Origin of the sequence: Pseudomonas sp. PDM01, from assembly GCF_014852325.1 — a bacterium.
In the GTDB taxonomy this organism is placed as follows: Bacteria; Pseudomonadota; Gammaproteobacteria; order Pseudomonadales; family Pseudomonadaceae; genus Aquipseudomonas; species Aquipseudomonas migulae.
Genome location: NZ_JACVBK010000003.1, coordinates 21,865 through 37,625 on the forward strand (window position 1 = coordinate 21,865; position 15,761 = coordinate 37,625).

13 protein-coding genes and 1 pseudogene are annotated in these 15,761 nt (G+C 61.6%); 9 read left to right on the forward strand and 5 right to left on the reverse strand.

Features of this window, described 5'->3' with window-relative positions:
- Window positions 1-164: 164 nt before the first annotated feature.
- A complete protein-coding gene (locus IB246_RS08115) occupies window positions 165-362 on the reverse strand; it encodes a cation transporter (RefSeq protein WP_008031318.1) in 198 nt (65 codons plus the stop codon).
- 147 nt (window positions 363-509) lie between these two features.
- Here IB246_RS08115 and IB246_RS08120 point away from each other — a divergent pair, with 147 nt between their 5' ends.
- The 3 genes from IB246_RS08120 to cueR all read left to right on the forward strand — a co-directional run bounded on the left by IB246_RS08120 (window position 510) and on the right by cueR (window position 3,886).
- Window positions 510-893, forward strand: a complete 384-nt coding sequence (locus IB246_RS08120) for a hypothetical protein (protein ID WP_008038759.1) — start codon at window positions 510-512, stop codon at window positions 891-893.
- A gap of 189 nt (window positions 894-1,082) precedes the next feature.
- Window positions 1,083-3,476 carry a heavy metal translocating P-type ATPase gene (locus tag IB246_RS08125; RefSeq protein WP_008038758.1) on the forward strand — a complete coding sequence of 798 codons (2,394 nt, stop codon included), beginning with the start codon at window positions 1,083-1,085 and terminating at the stop codon, window positions 3,474-3,476.
- Window positions 3,473-3,886, forward strand: a complete 414-nt coding sequence (gene cueR, locus IB246_RS08130) for a Cu(I)-responsive transcriptional regulator (protein ID WP_008031313.1) — start codon at window positions 3,473-3,475, stop codon at window positions 3,884-3,886. Before IB246_RS08125 ends, cueR begins: the two co-directional genes overlap by 4 nt.
- On the opposite strand, the gene IB246_RS08135 is transcribed toward cueR, so the two are convergent.
- Together IB246_RS08135 and IB246_RS08140 are read right to left on the reverse strand one after the other, a co-directional pair.
- Window positions 3,840-5,090, reverse strand: a complete 1,251-nt coding sequence (locus IB246_RS08135) for an MFS transporter (RefSeq protein WP_008038757.1) — start codon at window positions 5,088-5,090, stop codon at window positions 3,840-3,842. The two genes, cueR and IB246_RS08135, sit on opposite strands and share 47 nt — an antisense overlap.
- A 190-nt stretch (window positions 5,091-5,280) precedes the next feature.
- Window positions 5,281-6,174 carry a PA4780 family RIO1-like protein kinase gene (locus IB246_RS08140; RefSeq protein ID WP_008038756.1) on the reverse strand — a complete coding sequence of 298 codons (894 nt, stop codon included), beginning with the start codon at window positions 6,172-6,174 and terminating at the stop codon, window positions 5,281-5,283.
- Between the two features lie 444 nt (window positions 6,175-6,618).
- Here IB246_RS08140 and IB246_RS28990 point away from each other — a divergent pair.
- A pseudogene (locus IB246_RS28990) lies at window positions 6,619-7,707 on the forward strand (cache domain-containing protein); the annotation flags it as partial.
- A gap of 129 nt (window positions 7,708-7,836) precedes the next feature.
- Window positions 7,837-8,565, forward strand: a complete 729-nt coding sequence (locus tag IB246_RS28995; protein ID WP_371850912.1) for a methyl-accepting chemotaxis protein — start codon at window positions 7,837-7,839, stop codon at window positions 8,563-8,565.
- Between the two features lie 104 nt (window positions 8,566-8,669).
- On the opposite strand, the gene IB246_RS08150 is transcribed toward IB246_RS28995, so the two are convergent.
- On the reverse strand, window positions 8,670-9,461 hold the full coding sequence (locus tag IB246_RS08150; RefSeq protein WP_008031304.1) for an AraC family transcriptional regulator: 792 nt from the start codon (window positions 9,459-9,461) through the stop codon (window positions 8,670-8,672).
- A gap of 196 nt (window positions 9,462-9,657) precedes the next feature.
- Window positions 9,658-10,935, reverse strand: a complete 1,278-nt coding sequence (locus IB246_RS08155; protein WP_008038753.1) for an acetyl-CoA C-acetyltransferase — start codon at window positions 10,933-10,935, stop codon at window positions 9,658-9,660.
- A gap of 261 nt (window positions 10,936-11,196) precedes the next feature.
- Between IB246_RS08155 and IB246_RS08160 the strand changes: the two genes are divergently transcribed.
- From IB246_RS08160 to IB246_RS08175, 4 genes are all read left to right on the forward strand, one after another.
- The gene (locus IB246_RS08160; RefSeq protein WP_008038750.1) at window positions 11,197-12,549 is read left to right on the forward strand and encodes a 3-oxoacyl-ACP reductase; all 1,353 of its coding nucleotides are present in this window, start codon (window positions 11,197-11,199) and stop codon (window positions 12,547-12,549) included.
- Between the two features lie 2 nt (window positions 12,550-12,551).
- Entirely contained in the window at window positions 12,552-13,406 is an 855-nt protein-coding gene (locus IB246_RS08165; protein ID WP_008038748.1) for a MaoC family dehydratase, read from the forward strand.
- A 115-nt stretch (window positions 13,407-13,521) separates the two neighbouring features.
- Window positions 13,522-13,704 carry a hypothetical protein gene (locus IB246_RS08170; RefSeq protein ID WP_008038747.1) on the forward strand — a complete coding sequence of 61 codons (183 nt, stop codon included), beginning with the start codon at window positions 13,522-13,524 and terminating at the stop codon, window positions 13,702-13,704.
- Window positions 13,701-15,689, forward strand: a complete 1,989-nt coding sequence (locus IB246_RS08175) for a sensor histidine kinase (protein WP_008038745.1) — start codon at window positions 13,701-13,703, stop codon at window positions 15,687-15,689. The genes IB246_RS08170 and IB246_RS08175 overlap by 4 nt, the downstream gene beginning before the upstream one ends.
- Window positions 15,690-15,761: the final 72 nt, after the last annotated feature.

Here is a 15,761-nt window from a genome sequence, read left to right on the forward strand (position 1 = left end):
TTGAACATTCCGATAGCTCGCTAACTATTAAAAACCCCTGAAAAAACACCGGCCCTTGTAGGAGCAGAGCTTGCTCGCGAATGCGGTGGGTCAGCCACATCAAAGTCGTCTGACCCACCGCATTCGCGAGCAAGCTCTGCTCCTACAGGGATTTTTGTCAGGCCTTAAGCGACTTTCACTTCGTAGCCTTCCTCGCTGATCGCGGCGATCACTTGATCCGCGGTCAACGCACTTTCGACGCCGACTTCCTTTGCCGCCAGATCGACCCGCACGCTGGCCGCAGGATCCTTGGCTTGCAGCGCTTGAGTGATGGCTTTGACGCAGTGACCGCAGGACATGCCTTGAACGTTGAACACTTGCATGGAATGACTCCTTTAGTGAGGTTGCGAACAGTCTCGAGCTTGCCACCATGGCAAGGTCAAGTTCTGAAGTGAGCTGCCGGGCTGGCAATCGGCGTCGCGCTCGGCCAAGCTGCGTGCATCTATGACTCGATTTCAGGAGATTCAGCCATGCGCTGGTCAGCTCTCAGCCTGTTTGGCTTCCTCAGCCTTTTCGCCGCCGTGCCCTCGGTCAATGCTGCCGGGGAGGATTACGGCGTATTGATCATTTCCCGCGAGCGCCTGGAAGTGTCGACCAACTGCGAAATCGGCGTGTACATCCAGGATCAACTGTCGGCGCGGCTGTTTCAGGAACAAAGCACCTCCTTCAACCTGCCGCCAGGCAACGTTTCGCTGCGCCTGAAATTGCTGCCGGGCCAGGCGCCGGGCTGCAACCCAGGCATGCTGGCGCCGGGCTCGCAGAACATCAGCCTCAAGGCCGGGGATGTGTTGAAATTCCGGATTGCGATGACGCAGGAAGGGATGTACCTCAAGCCGACAGCCCTCGACTACTGATCCACCACGATCCTGTAGGAGCGAGGCTTGCCCGCGAAGGCGGTATTTCAGACACATCCTTGTCGACTGATACGACGCCTTCGCGGGCAAGCCTCGCTCCTACAAATATCACCACGCCAATCTTTGCGCTTGACCTTGCCAGCATGGCAAGGTTGATCCTGTAGACATCTACTACAGGGAGTGCGACCGATGTCCGAATCCACCACGTTTGATCTGCCGATTGCCGGCATGACCTGCGCCAGTTGCGCCGGGCGTGTCGAGCGTGCCTTGAGCAAAGTCATCGGCGCCACGGCGGTCAGCGTCAACCTGGCCACCGAGCAGGCGCGGGTTCAAGCGCCCAGCGACAGCCTGCCGGCGTTGATGGACGCGGTGCAGCAAGCCGGTTACAGCGTGCCGCAGCAGAGCCTGGAATTGAGCATCGACGGCATGACCTGCGCGTCCTGTGTCGGTCGGGTCGAACGGGCGCTGGCCAAAGTGCCCGGCGTCAAAAGCGTCAGCGTCAACCTGGCCAACGAACGTGCCCACCTCGAACTGCTCGGGCAGATCGATCCGCAAACCCTGATCGCGGCCGTGACCAAGGCGGGTTACAACGCCAGCGTCTGGGAAGTCGAACACCCGTCAACCGACTCACAACATCAGCGCCTGCACCGCGAACGCTGGGTGTTGATCATGGCGATCGCCCTCGCCTTGCCGCTGGTATTGCCGATGCTGCTGCAACCGTTCGGCGTGCACTGGATGCTCCCGGCGTGGGTGCAGTTCGCCCTGGCCACACCGGTGCAATTCATCTTCGGCGCACGCTTTTATGTGGCGGCATGGAAAGCCGTACGCGCCGGTGCCGGCAACATGGACCTGCTGGTCGCCCTCGGCACCAGCGCCGGTTATGGCTTGAGCCTCTACGAATGGGCCACCGCCGCCGGGCGCATGCCGCACCTGTATTTCGAAGCCTCCGCCGTCGTGATTGCGCTGGTGCTGCTGGGCAAATACCTTGAAAGCCGCGCCAAACGCCAGACCGCCAGTGCCATTCGCGCCCTCGAAGCCTTGCGCCCGGAGCGGGCGATTCAAGTCATCGACGGTCGCGAGCAGGACGTGGCGATCAGCGCTTTGCGCCTGAATGATCTGGTGCTGGTCAAACCCGGCGAACGTTTCCCGGTGGACGGCGAAGTGGTCGAAGGCCAGAGCCATGCCGACGAAGCACTGATCAGCGGCGAAAGCCTGCCGGTGCCGAAACAACCCGGCGACAAGGTCACCGGCGGCGCCATCAACGGTGAAGGTCGCTTGTTGGTTCGCACCCAGGCCTTGGGTGCGGAAACCGTACTGGCGCGGATCATCCGCCTGGTCGAAGACGCGCAAGCGGCGAAAGCACCGATCCAGAAACTGGTGGATAAAGTCAGCCAGGTGTTTGTGCCGACGGTGCTGCTGATCGCACTGGCGACCCTGATCGGTTGGTGGCTATACGGCGCACCGATGGAAACCGCGCTGATCAACGCCGTCGCGGTATTGGTGATCGCCTGCCCTTGCGCCCTCGGGTTGGCCACGCCAACGGCGATCATGGCCGGCACCGGTGTGGCGGCGCGTCACGGGATTCTGATCAAGGACGCCGAAGCACTGGAACGTGCCCATGAAGTCAGCGCGGTGGTGTTCGACAAGACCGGCACGCTGACCTCGGGCGCACCGCGTATCGCCCATTTGAACGCCATCGACGGTGACGAAGCCGCCCTGCTGCAAATGGCCGGCGCGCTGCAACGCGGCAGTGAGCATCCATTGGCCAAGGCGGTTCTGGATGCGTGCGCCGAACGCGGTTTGACCGTGGCCGATGTCAGCGACAGCCAGTCCCTGACCGGGCGCGGCATTGCCGGCAATCTCGAGGGTCGGCGCCTGGCGCTGGGCAATCGTCGCCTGCTGGAAGAAAGCGGGTTGAGCGCGGGCCCATTGGCCGACGCTGCTACCGCATGGGAAACCGAAGGCCGGACCCTGTCCTGGCTGATCGAGCAAAGCCCCACGCCGACGGTGCTGGGTCTGTTCGCCTTCGGTGACACCCTCAAATCAGGCGCGCTGCAAGCGGTGCAACAACTCAGCGCCCGCCACATCAGCAGCCACTTGCTGACCGGCGACAATCGCGGCAGCGCCAAAGTGGTCGCCGAGGCATTGGGTATCACCGACGTGCACGCCGAAGTACTGCCGGCCGACAAAGCCGCCACTGTCGCGGAACTGAAAAAGACCGGCGTGGTAGCGATGGTCGGTGACGGCATCAACGACGCCCCGGCCCTGGCCGCCGCCGACATCGGCATTGCCATGGGCGGCGGCACCGACGTCGCCATGCACGCAGCGGGCATCACCCTGATGCGCGGCGATCCTCGACTGGTGCCGGCAGCGCTGGACATCAGTCGCAAGACCTACGCGAAGATTCGTCAGAACCTGTTCTGGGCCTTCGTTTATAACCTGATCGGCATTCCGCTGGCCGCATTCGGTTTCCTCAACCCGGTGCTGGCCGGCGCGGCGATGGCGCTGTCGAGCGTCAGCGTGGTGAGCAATGCGTTACTGTTGAAAACCTGGAAACCCAAGGATCTGGAGGACAACCGATGAACATCGGCCAAGCAGCCCGCCAAAGTGGCCTGAGCGCGAAGATGATCCGTTATTACGAGTCCATCGGCTTGCTCAAGGCGGCTCATCGCACCGACAGCGGTTACCGGGTTTACGGCGCTGACGACTTGCACACGCTGGCCTTTATCAAGCGTTCGCGGGATTTGGGGTTTTCCCTGGAAGAGGTCGGCAAACTGCTGACCCTCTGGCAGGACCGCCAACGCGCCAGCGCCGATGTGAAAGCGCTGGCTCGTCAGCACATTGACGAGCTGAACCAGAAAATCCTTGAACTCGGTCAGTTGCGCGACACGTTGCAGGACCTGGTCGAGCACTGCCAGGGCGATCACCGCCCGGACTGCCCGATCCTCAAAAATCTTGAGTCGGGTTGCTGCGCCGTACCCGCTCACCCCTGATCGCGAGCACCTTCACCATCAACAAGGTGGTGAGGGGAATGCCGTGGAACAACAGCACCACCGCGCCGGGCGTCCACCATGAATAGAACGGCGCGGCGACCAGCATGCCAATGCCGAACCCGGTCATTTGCAGCAACGTCAGAAAGCTGAAAATCGGCAGGCGCAGGTTGTCCGGTTCACGTTGCAGACGCGACATCAGGCCGACTTCCGAGAAGCCGTCACCCAGCCCCGCCGGCAGTGAGAACAGCAACAAACCGTAGAGCGTTTGCTGCTGGAACATCAGGATGAAGCCGCAGGACATCAGCAACACGCCGAAGAAAAACCGTCGCTCCAGGTTCACGTTGTCCGAGCCTTTCAGGCGACTGGCAATCCGTGCGCCGATCAATTTTCCACTGGCCCAGACCGCCAGCATCAGGCCCAACGTGGTGCTGGCCGATTCGGGTGTCAGCAGTTTTGAAATGATCGGCAAACCCACGTTGTGTGCAGCGCTGCCCAGAGTATCGGCCATGGTGACCGCGAGCATCGCGGCCACCACCGGTGTGGTGCGCAGCCCTTGGCGCAGCGCTGACCATTCGCCTCGTTCATGATCGGGCCCGGCACTGGGAGACGGTCCGGCAAACCGCAGCGGCAGGATGAATAACGCGGCCAGCAGGTAAGTGACCACGTTCAGCGCAAAGACCGTTTCAAAACCAAAGGCCGCCACCAACAAGCCGGCCACCAGACTTCCGCCGACCATCGCCGCCGACGATGCGGAGGTGATCCAGGCGTTGGTCTTGAGCAACTGCTCGCCATCGATCAAGTGCGGCAACTGGCTGTTGAGGCCGATGGCGAACATTGAATTGCCCAAGCCCAGGCCAAAAGCGATCACCGGCAGCAAAAGCGCTTGCTGGCTGACTGGCAACACCAGCAGCAGGCCCAGCAATCCGGCGCGCAGCAGGTCGAACGCGATCAACGGCAAGCGCCCGGCCCAGCGGCGGTAAAAACTCGTGCCGATCAGGCTGGCGAAAATCCCTCCGCCCACGCGACTGGCGAGGAAGATACCGACGCTCATGGCGCTGTTGCTGAGCAGGTAGACGTAGGTGGCCAGGGCGACCATGTTGAGGAACGCGCCGAAGTCCGAGACCAGACGGGCGGCAATGATCAGTCGGGCGTTGCGGGTGGAGGTGTTCACATTCAATCCTTGAGTGTGGTGGGTATGACACATTTGGGTTGCCTGGGTTGACGTCTTCGCGGGCAAGTCGGATCGCCACACCGCTCGCTCCTACAAGGACAGCGTTGAACCTGTAGGAGCGAGCGGTGCGGCGATCCGACTTGCCCGCGAACCAAACGACGCGGTCCCGAGTCTTCATCCCGAACAAAAAAACCCGGCCGAAGCCGGGTTTTTCATCAACCGATCACTGCATCCACGGTGGAGGCGGTTCTTCGGTTTTGCTCGGTGGCGCATCGTCTGCTGCGCGTATCGCTTGTTTGCGTTCTTCATCCAGGCGTGCCGCCTCGATTTCGCGCATGATCCCGCCGACGTCGGCCAACTCTTCCGGTTCGTCAAACTCGCCGGTCAAGACACTGGCCGGGTGCAAGGTGCCGGCTTCGTACAGGGCCCACATTTCCTTGGCGTATTTGGTCTTTTTCAACTCCGGGGCAAATCGCCCGAAGTAGGACGCCATGTTGCCCACGTCACGCTCCAGCATGCTGAACGCGTGGTTGTTGCCCGCCGCGTCGACCGCTTGCGGCAAGTCGATGATGACCGGGCCGGTTGGCGTCAACAGTACGTTGAACTCGGACAGGTCACCGTGCACCAGGCCGGTACACAACATCAGCACGATCTGCGAGATCAGGAATGCGTGATATTCGCGCGCCTGGTCCGGCTCCAGCACCACGTCGTTCAGACGCGGGGCGGCATCGCCGTACTCGTCGGCCACCAGTTCCATCAGCAGCACACCTTCAAGGAAGTCGTAAGGCTGAGGAACCCGCACACCCGCACCGGCCAGACGAAACAGCGCCGCCACTTCGGCGTTCTGCCAGGCGTCTTCGGTTTCTTTCTTGCCGAACTTGGAGCCCTTGGCCATCGCCCGAGCCTGACGGCTGTTACGTACCTTGCGACCTTCCTGGTACTCGGACGCCTGGCGGAAACTGCGTTTATTCGCCTCCTTGTAGACCTTCGCGCAACGCAACTCGTTGCCGCAGCGCACCACATAAACAGCTGCTTCTTTACCACTCATGAGTGGGCGCAGCACCTCGTCGACCAGACCGTCCTCGATCAGGGGTTCAATGCGTTTTGGAGTCTTCATCAGCTTTTATTGTGGGTCCTTTATTACCAAACACGCGAAAGTCATTCGTTATACGGCAATCCACTCATTCGGGGGAGGGGTTACCGACCTATGAACGTTGCGGATGCACACAATGTGCCGAAAAAACCCGGCAAACCCGCCGATGCTCATCGACCGCCAAGGATCATAGCCGAGCCGGCAGCACTTGTTGGAGAAGGGATGCGAGGGGATTTGCGACAGAATCCGACATACCGGTCCCTACCGCTCGCAAGATTTTTTTCAACAGCCCTCAATTTCCTCCTTTAGCAGCCGAAGTCATCTGTAACAAAGTGAATTGTCCGACGATCGTTCCGACAGAAAACGATGGCGTGCCCAAGGGATCGGGTTCAACAAAACGTTTACGGCTGCCAATAAATCCGCGAGTCATCTGCACTGCGTGGGCCTACAAGAAAATCTGGAGCGCGGATGAACATCAAACAGAAGTTGACGTGGGCGTTTGCAATCATCGCCTGCCTGCCCGTGGTGCTGGTCGCCACCCTCGTTGTGTTGAACTTGCGCAGTGATGCCAAGGACGAGTTCGTCGACAACAGCGGTCGTGAAATCCGTCAGGTCAGCAATGCCATGCAACTGTTTTTCGACGGCATCAGCCAGAACGTCGAATACCTGGCCAAGCAACCGCTGATCACAAACTCCGACGACAGCCTCAAGACCTACATGAAGGCCGACGCCGCCAGCGTTCCCCAAGGCGAGGCGGACAAAAAAGTCTTCGGCTTCCTGCAGGACCTGGGCAACGCCCATCCGTCCTACGCCTACGCGATCCTCGGCACTGCGGCCGGCGGTTACGTGTCGTGGCCGGACGATGCCAAGCTGGCCAACTACGACCCGCGCCAGCGTCCGTGGTACAAGGCGGCCCAGGCCAAACCGGGCAAGCCGTTCCGTACCGAGGCCTATTACTGGGCCGAAAATGATACGTCCTACGTCAGCACCGTACGCACCATCGACAACAAGCTGGGCACCAACGGTGGCGTGGTCAGCATCGACGTGTCGCTCAAACAGCTCACCGAACTGGTCAAACAGATCAAGCTCGGCGAAACCGGCTACCTGATGCTGCTGGAAAACTCCGGCACCGTACTGGTCGATCCGAAACAACCGGAACACAACTTCAAGGCACTGAGCAGCCTCGGCGAGGGTTATGCGCAACTGGCCAAGGCCGGCAAAGGCCTGGTCGAAGTCGAGCTCAATGGCGAGCGCTACATGGCCAACGTCTGGCCGTCCGAGCAACTGGGCTGGACCTTCATCGGCCTGATCAAGCAGAGCGATGTGATGAGCACCGCGACCCAACTGACCTGGTTGATCGCAATCATCGCCGCCGTGCTGGCCGTGGTCTTCGCCGTCGTCGGCGCCAGTTTCGCCAGCGTCATCGTGCGTCCGATCCGCAGTGTGGCCGATGGCCTGGAAGGCATTGCCCAAGGTGAAGGCGACCTGACCAAGAACCTGCAAATCCGTGGCAGCGACGAAACCGCGCAACTGGCCAACTGGTTCAACCAGTTCCTGGCGGCGATCCGCAACCTGATTCAAAGCATCGGCGGCGCCGCGACCAAAATCCTCGCCACCTCCAAGAGCTCGACCCAGGTCTCCAGCGACATGGCCGAAGCGGCCGGACGTCAGCGTGAAGCCGTGGACATGGTGTCGACCGCGTTCCACGAAATGGTCGCCACCGCCAACGAAGTCGCGCGCTCGTGCAGCCAGGCGGCCGAGTCGGCCGACAGTGGCCAGCGCCAGGCACGCGAAGGTCAGCAACAGATTGATGCCGCCGTGACCAGCGTTGATCGCCTGAGCCAGGAAATCGAACAGTCGGCGCAGTCGATGCAACAACTTGAGCGCGACAGCAACGACATTCAGTCGATTCTCGGGACTATCCGTTCAATCGCCGAACAGACCAACCTGCTGGCGTTGAACGCTGCCATCGAGGCCGCACGGGCCGGTGAACAAGGTCGCGGTTTTGCGGTGGTGGCGGACGAAGTGCGGGCCTTGGCCAAGCGCACCGCCGACTCCACAGCGGAAATCGACGGCCTGCTTGGCAACCTCGCCAAGCGCACCAGCCAGGTGACTCAGCAGATGCATGCGAGCCTGGAAGTGTCCCAGCAGTCGGTGACTCGCATCGGTGAGGCGCGCAGCAGCTTCGGGCAGATCCGTGAATCGGTGGACGTGATCCGCGACATGAACACCCAGATCGCCACGGCGGCTGAACAGCAGCATCAGGTGGCCGAAGACATCAATCGGCACATCAGCCAGATTCATGGCGACGCGCAGTTGGTGGCAGAACTGGCGAACTCGGCGCGGTTGGATTCGCAGAGCCTGGCCGGGTTGTCGAATGAGCTGGATGGGTTGGTTCGCCGTTTCCGTACCTGATCCAGAACCTCGGTGGCCGCTTCGCGGCCATTCGCGGGCAAGCCTCGCTCCTACAGGGTTTTGCGCTGTTTTTGTAGGAGCGAGGCTTGCCCGCGAAGAGGTCGTCACTGTCTGAACAACTCTCCAGGCGTAAACCCGAACAACCCTCTAAACGCCGCAATAAACGCCGACGTCGAGTCATACCCACACGCCAACGCCGCATTCGTCACGCTGTCCCCCGCCTCCAGCAAATTCAACGACGACAGCAGCCGCATCCGTTGCCGCCAACCACGAAAACTCAACCCCGTTTCACGCTGGAACAAGCGCATCAGGGTCTTCTCCGACGTACCCAATCGTTGTGCCCATTCCTGCAAGGTCACGTTGTGTTCCGGGTTTTCGATCAATTCGTTGCACAAGCCCAGCAAGCGTTCATGGCGCGGCAGGGGCAGCGAGAAACCGACCTCCGGCAAATTCGCCAGTTGATCCAGCAGCACATTCACCAGCCGCGCCTCCGGGCTGTCGCCCTGTGGATATTCCACCGGCAGCGCACAAAAACTCTTGATCAGCTCCCGGGCCAGCGGCGTCACTTCCAGCACCCGGCAACGCCCGTCCGCCCATTGGCAATCCTCGCGACGCACGTAAAGGCTGCGCATTTCGGCGCGCATCGAGGTCACGACCTGATGTTCGAGATCCGCCGGAATCCAGATCCCCCACTGCGGTGGCGCAAAAAAACTGCCCTCGGCGGTGTGCACACCGAGGACGCCGCTGATGGCGTAGGAGAATTGCACCCAGTCGTGGCGGTGAGACGGCGTCCATGAACCGGCGTTGAGGCTTTCGGCACGTGCGTACAACGGACGCGGCAACACGGTCAGGGCCGGGATGGTCCGTTCGAGGGATTGTTGTCCGTTAGTCGGCATTGACTGGCCTTGTGTCGCGAGGTTGCTGATTAGGCGGACGTTATGCCATGTCACTCATCTATTCAATATCGGTGATCCCCTGTGGGAGCGAGCCTGCTCGCGATGGCGGCGTGTCAGTCGACAAACTCTTGGCTGACACGCCGCCATCGCGAGCAGGCTCACTCCCACAGGTTCCCGGTTTTATTCAGTTAAATCTTCAGCGCTCGATGATTGCGGTGACGCCCTGCCCGCCCGCCGCACAAATCGAGATCAGCCCCCGGCCCTTTCCGGCAGCGTCGAGCAGCTTGGCCAGATTGGCGACAATGCGCCCGCCCGTCGCTGCAAACGGATGCCCCGCCGCCAGTGAACTGCCTTTGACGTTGAGCCGGCTGCGGTCGATGGAACCCAGTGGTGCGTCGAGGCCGAGACGGGTTTTGCAGTACTCGGGGTCTTCCCAGGCCTTCAAGGTGCAGAGCACTTGTGCGGCGAAGGCTTCGTGGATTTCGTAGTAATCGAAGTCCTGCAAGGTCAGGCCATTGCGCACCAGCAAACGCGGCACCGCGTACACCGGCGCCATCAACAGCCCTTCGGCACCGTTGACGAAATCCACCGCCGCCGCCTCGCCATCGCGCAAATACGCAAGGATCGGCAAGCCGCGTTCCTTCGCCCATTCTTCGCTGCCCAGCAGCACCAGCGACGCGCCGTCGGTGAGCGGCGTCGAGTTGCCGGCGGTCAGCGTGCCTTTGGCGCTTTTCTCGAACGCCGGTTTCAGCGACGCGAGTTTTTCCAGGGTCAGGTCCGGGCGCAGGTTGTTGTCGCGGGTCAGGCCGAGGAATGGCGTCATCAGATCGTTGTGCCAGCCTTCGGTATAGGAGGCCGCCATTTTCTGATGACTTTCCAGCGCCAGTTGATCCTGCTCGGCGCGCGCAATGTTCCAGGTCTGCGCCATCAGTTCGCAGTGTTCGCCCATCGACAGGCCGGTGCGGGGTTCGCCGTTGCGCGGAAATTCCGGGACGAGATGACCCGGTCGCAGCTGCAAAAAGGTTTTAATTTTGTCGGCAGTGGTCTTGGCGCGGTTGGCTTGCAGGAGGATTTTGCGCAAACCTTCGTTGATGCCGATGGGCGCGTCGGACGTGGTGTCGACGCCGCCGGCAATGCCGCACTCGATCTGGCCCAGGGCGATTTTATTCGCCACCAGCAACGCTGCTTCCAGCCCGGTGCCGCACGCTTGCTGAATGTCATAGGCCGGCGTGGTCGGCGACAGCCGCGAGCCGAGCACGCATTCGCGGGTCAGGTTGAAGTCCCGGGAATGCTTGAGCACCGCGCCCGCCGCCACTTCACCCATGCGCAAACCGTGCAGGTTGAAACGCTCGATCAGGCCTTCGAGTGCGGCGGTGAGCATCGCCTGGTTACTCGCGGTGGCGTACGGCCCGTTGGAGCGTGCGAAGGGAATCCGGTTACCGCCGATGATCGCGACGCGGCGCAGCTGAGTCATGAAAAAGCTCCTGATGAAAATCCAAATGCGCGCCACCCCTGTAGGAGCGAAGCTTGCTCGCGAAGGCGTTGGGTCAGTCGACATCCATGTAGCTGATATACCGCCTTCGCGAGCAAGCTTCGCTCCTACAAGGATCGCGCCATAAAAATCCCGGGATAAAACCAATCTGCAATGTCCAAGCGTAGGCCTTATCTCGTGGATCGAACGACTGATTGCCATTCGTGGTCCACACTTTGAACCCCAGCTGCTGGAGCGCGTTCCATGTCTGACCGCTATATCGACTTCGCCAATTCATCCATCGGCCATCGTCTGGTCGGGGCCTTGGGGCTGCCGTCGCCGGTTCGGCTGGAACGCTGGCAGGCGGGCCGGCTACGGCCTGTCGAGGGGGCGCTGCTGATCGGCGGCGGGCCGCTGGCGGAAAAAGTCAGCGCCTTCGCCAACCGCCTGACCGATGCGATTTACAGCTACGGCAGCGAACCTTCGATCGCCACCGCGTGGATTCCCGGCCACGGCCCGAAACTCAAGGCGGTGGTGTTCGACGCCAGTCATCTGGTGCAAACCGATCAGCTCAAGCAACTGCGCGAGTTCTTTCAGCCGCTGATGAAAAACCTCGATCACTGTGCGCATCTGGTCATTCTCGGGCGCGCACCGCAGACGTTGAGCGATCCGTTTGCCGCCAGCGCCCAGCGAGCCCTGGAAGGCTTCAGTCGTTCGCTGGCCAAGGAACTGCGCAGCGGCGGCACCTTGCAACTGATCCACGTCGGCGAAGGCGCCGAGGATCAACTGGAAGGCCCGCTGCGGTTTTTCCTTTCGCCCAAAAGTGCGTTCGTCTCCGGGCAAGTGATTCACCTGAACCCCTGCGCCACGCCCGTGACGGACTGGACGCGTCCGTTGTCGGGGCGCAAGGCGCTGGTCACCGGCGCGGCGCGTGGCATCGGAGCATCGATTGCCGAAACCCTGGCCCGTGACGGCGCCGACGTGATCCTGCTCGACGTGCCACCGGCGAAAACCGATCTCGACGCCCTCGCCGCACGCCTCGGCGGACGCAGCATCACCCTGGACATCTGCGCCGAAGACGCCGCCACGCAGTTGATCGAGCAGTTGCCTGACGGCGTCGATATCGTGGTGCACAACGCCGGCATCACCCGCGATAAAACCCTGGCCAACATGACCCCGGAATTCTGGGATGCGGTGCTCGCGGTCAATCTCAATGCACCGCAAGTGCTGACCAAGGCTCTGCTCGACAGCGGCACCTTGCACGATAACGGCCGGGTGATTCTGCTGGCGTCCATCAGCGGCATCGCCGGCAATCGCGGGCAAACCAATTACGCGGCGAGCAAGGCGGGTTTGATCGGCCTGGCCCAAGCCTGGGCGCCTCTACTCAATGAGCGCGGCATCAGCATCAACGCGGTGGCACCGGGATTCATCGAAACACAGATGACCGCGCACATTCCCTTTGGCTTGCGTGAGGCCGGCCGGCGCATGAGTTCGCTGGGCCAGGGCGGCCTGCCGCAGGACGTTGCCGAAGCGGTGGCCTGGCTGGCGCAGCCTGGCACCGGCGCGTTCACCGGGCAAGCGCTGCGGGTCTGTGGACAAAGTGTCTTGGGGGCTTAGCGATGATCACCGATTGGCACACACTCAACCGCGAACCGAGCCTGCCAGGGTTGTATGTGCAGGCCGCTACGCGCCGCAAGATCACCGGCACCACGCTGCCCGATGCGGGTTTGCGTTGCTGGGTCGATGTTGACCCGAAACGCCTGGCGGCCTATCGCAACGTCTGCGGGTTTGCCGACAACGGTTTGTTGCCGCCGACTTATCCACACATCCTGGCGTTCGCGCTGCAGATGCAACTGCTGACCGCCAGGGATTTTCCGTTTCCGCTGCTGGGGTTGATTCACCTGAGCAACCGCATTCGCGTCTTGCGGCCCATGGGCGGCGTGAACCGCGCGCGCATCAGCGTGCAGGTGCAGAATCTGCAACCCCATGCGAAGGGCGCGACGTTCGAGCTGCTGACAACGCTCGATGATCAGTTGGGGCCGTTGTGGGAGGCTGAAAGCCGGATGCTCTGTCGCGGGGTCAAACTCGAAGGCGAACCGGCCGAGGACGTGCTGACACCGACGTTGCCGTTGAGCGAAGTCACCCGCTGGAAAGCGCCGGCGGACATCGGTCGGCAATACGCCAAAGTGTCCGGCGACTACAACCCGATTCACCTGAGTGCGGTGAGCGCCAAACTGTTCGGCTTCCCGACGGCCATTGCCCATGGGTTATGGAACAAGGCGCGAACGCTGGCTGCGCTTGCCGATCATTTGCCCACGGCGAACGTCGAGATTGCCGTGCAGTTTCGCAAACCGGTACGCCTGCCCGGCGAGGTGACACTGCTCGCCAGTGCGGCGGGGTCCAGTGGAGATTTTCAGCTGCTGGGCGCAGGTGATCTGGAGCATATGATCGGGCATTGGCGACCGGTTGCCTGATCGTTCGCATCAGCCTGATCAGTAGGACAAAGCACTGTATCGGGTAAAAAACGTCCGTTTTGGCTGAATGATTCTATGCTGACATTACATAGTGATAGTCAGGGTAGACGCACTCATGAAAACAAACCTCCCCCGCAAGCAAACAAATGCCGTGGCCACCACGGAACCGAGCCGGCAATTGGACTGGATTCCCGCCGAGCTGAATTTCAATCTCTCCCGCGCCACTTATGTGGGCGGGATATTGAAGCTCCCTGATCTGCCGGCGACCCTTGCCGCCCGTTCGAGCCTGCAACCTTGAGTTCCGGGGACAAGCTGTTCGGGCGTCTGCTCAACCGCCATCCACCGCCGCCACCGGAAGTCCCCAGCACCCTGAGCGTGCCAGGTGTCGGCTTACAGATGCGCCTGGACGCCGAAGGCCGGGTCATTCATCTGGCTGGTCCGCTGCGCCATGGCCTCGCCCAGCAGCACCCCGCCGCGCAGGCGCCGCTTCTACACGATTACCTCATGCCGCACAGCAGCCTCGCCGTCCAAGGCTCACCGGCCGACTGGCAAGGACAAAGTCTGGATCTGGACTTTTTCAGCCTCAGCGGGCACCCCTTGCACCTGCGCGGCTGGGTGCAGCCGTTGGCCGATGCCTGGCTGTTGCAGTTACTGGATATCGGCGATTTGTTGTACGAACGCCGGCAAGCGCGCAGCCGCGAACTCTGTCAGTTGCTCGCGACACAGATCGGCGATCAGTTGCGCCTGTGCAGCCTGGCGCGCCTGCCCGACGTACTGCTGGAACAACTGCAACATCTGGCTCGGCGTTTTCAAATCCCGTGCATGGCCGTGGCGTTGCTGGATGAACAGGAAGACGGCTGGCAGATCCACCAACATTACGCGGCCTTTGATGCGCCCCGGCTGTGGCAAAACGGTCAACGCCTGGGCACCGGGCTCGACAGTTTGAACGGCTCCGCCCCGCAGCATTTGACCCTCGGCGAGCACCCGCGCCTGCACAGCCTCTTCGGTAATGCCGAAGGGCTTGCGGTGCCTTACCACGATGCCCAAGGCGTGGTCGCGTGGTTGCTCTGTGGTTTTTACCCGGTGCAACAACGTGCACCCGACGTCGGAGAGCGCGACTGGCTGCAGCTCGCCGCCGCGCTCGCCGGGCCATTGCTGGAGCGTTTGCGTGAGCATCAGCACCATCTGCAACTGGAGCGACTGGAATCGCTGCAAGCCTTGCTCGGCAGCGGATGGTGGGAAATTTTCAGCGACAGCGCCGAGGTGCAATTGGCGTCGTCGCTGGCCAACACACTGAACCTGATCAGCACACGCATGCCGCTGCACGCCTGGCTCGAGCAAGTCCACCCTGCCGACCGCAAAGCGCTGCGCAGTCGCCTGCAAGACTTGCAGGACGACGGCACACCTTTATTGCTCTGCGTGCGCCTGCATCACCCCGACACGCCGACCTGGTATCGCCTGCAAGGGCAAGCCATGGGCGTCGGCAAAGACCGGCGGCTGGTGGGTTTCATGCTCGACATCAGCGACATCAAAAACCAGCAACAGGACGCCGCGACGGCCCAGAGCGCGAAAATGGCCACCCTTGGCGAAATGGCCACGGGCCTGGCGCATGAAATCAGCCAGCCGCTGAACGTGATGCGTCTGGCCATCGTCAACGTGCTCAAGCGCCTGGACAGCGGTGAAGTGCAGGTCGACTACCTGATCGACAAACTCAACCGCATCGATGCCCAGGTCCAGCGTGCGGCTCGGGTGGTGGATCACATGCGGGTATTCGGCCGCCGCTCGGAGGCCGAGCAGCATCCCTTCAATCCGGTTGACGCCATCGGGGGCACGCTGTCGCTGCTGGCCGAGGAGTTGCGAGGCAAAGGCGTCGAGCTCAGGGTCAGCGAGACCGGTTTCCAGGTTCAGGTGCGTGGCAATGTCGATCAGCTGGAACAGGTGCTGATTAACCTGATGGTCAACGCGCGGGATGCATTGCTGAGCAAATGCGAAACGGATGGGGATTTCAAACCGTGGATTTCGCTGCACACCGAACGTGACGAGCATTCAGTGCGACTGTGGGTCGAGGACAACGGTGGCGGTATCGATCCGCAGTTGCTGGAGCGGATTTTCGAACCGTTTTTCACCACTAAACCGGTGGGTGTGGGTACGGGGCTGGGGTTGTCGGTGAGCATTGGCATCATCGAGAACATGGGTGGAACACTGCGTGCGAGCAACTCGGCCGAGGGCGCTCGGTTCTGTATTGAGTTGCCGATAGCTGTAGATGATCGGATCACCGGATAGGCTTTGTCTTTCTGGCTGCCAACTGCCAGCCCAGACAACAAAACCCCTGTAGGAGCCGGCTTGCCGGCGATG

Bases quoted from the DNA above. Each gene is read 5' to 3' on its own strand.
- IB246_RS08135 (WP_008038757.1), bottom strand. From the start codon at position 5,090: ATGTGTCATACCCACCACACTCAAGGATTGAATGTGAACACCTCCACC.
- IB246_RS08120 (WP_008038759.1), top strand. From the start codon at position 510: ATGCGCTGGTCAGCTCTCAGCCTGTTTGGCTTCCTCAGCCTTTTCGCC.
- cueR (WP_008031313.1), top strand. From the start codon at position 3,473: ATGAACATCGGCCAAGCAGCCCGCCAAAGTGGCCTGAGCGCGAAGATG.
- IB246_RS08160 (WP_008038750.1), top strand. From the start codon at position 11,197: ATGTCTGACCGCTATATCGACTTCGCCAATTCATCCATCGGCCATCGT.
- IB246_RS08165 (WP_008038748.1), top strand. From the start codon at position 12,552: ATGATCACCGATTGGCACACACTCAACCGCGAACCGAGCCTGCCAGGG.
- IB246_RS08140 (WP_008038756.1), bottom strand. From the start codon at position 6,174: ATGAAGACTCCAAAACGCATTGAACCCCTGATCGAGGACGGTCTGGTC.
- IB246_RS08155 (WP_008038753.1), bottom strand. From the start codon at position 10,935: ATGACTCAGCTGCGCCGCGTCGCGATCATCGGCGGTAACCGGATTCCC.
- IB246_RS08170 (WP_008038747.1), top strand. From the start codon at position 13,522: ATGAAAACAAACCTCCCCCGCAAGCAAACAAATGCCGTGGCCACCACG.
- IB246_RS08115 (WP_008031318.1), bottom strand. From the start codon at position 362: ATGCAAGTGTTCAACGTTCAAGGCATGTCCTGCGGTCACTGCGTCAAA.
- IB246_RS08150 (WP_008031304.1), bottom strand. From the start codon at position 9,461: ATGCCGACTAACGGACAACAATCCCTCGAACGGACCATCCCGGCCCTG.
- IB246_RS28995 (WP_371850912.1), top strand. From the start codon at position 7,837: ATGGTGTCGACCGCGTTCCACGAAATGGTCGCCACCGCCAACGAAGTC.
- IB246_RS08125 (WP_008038758.1), top strand. From the start codon at position 1,083: ATGTCCGAATCCACCACGTTTGATCTGCCGATTGCCGGCATGACCTGC.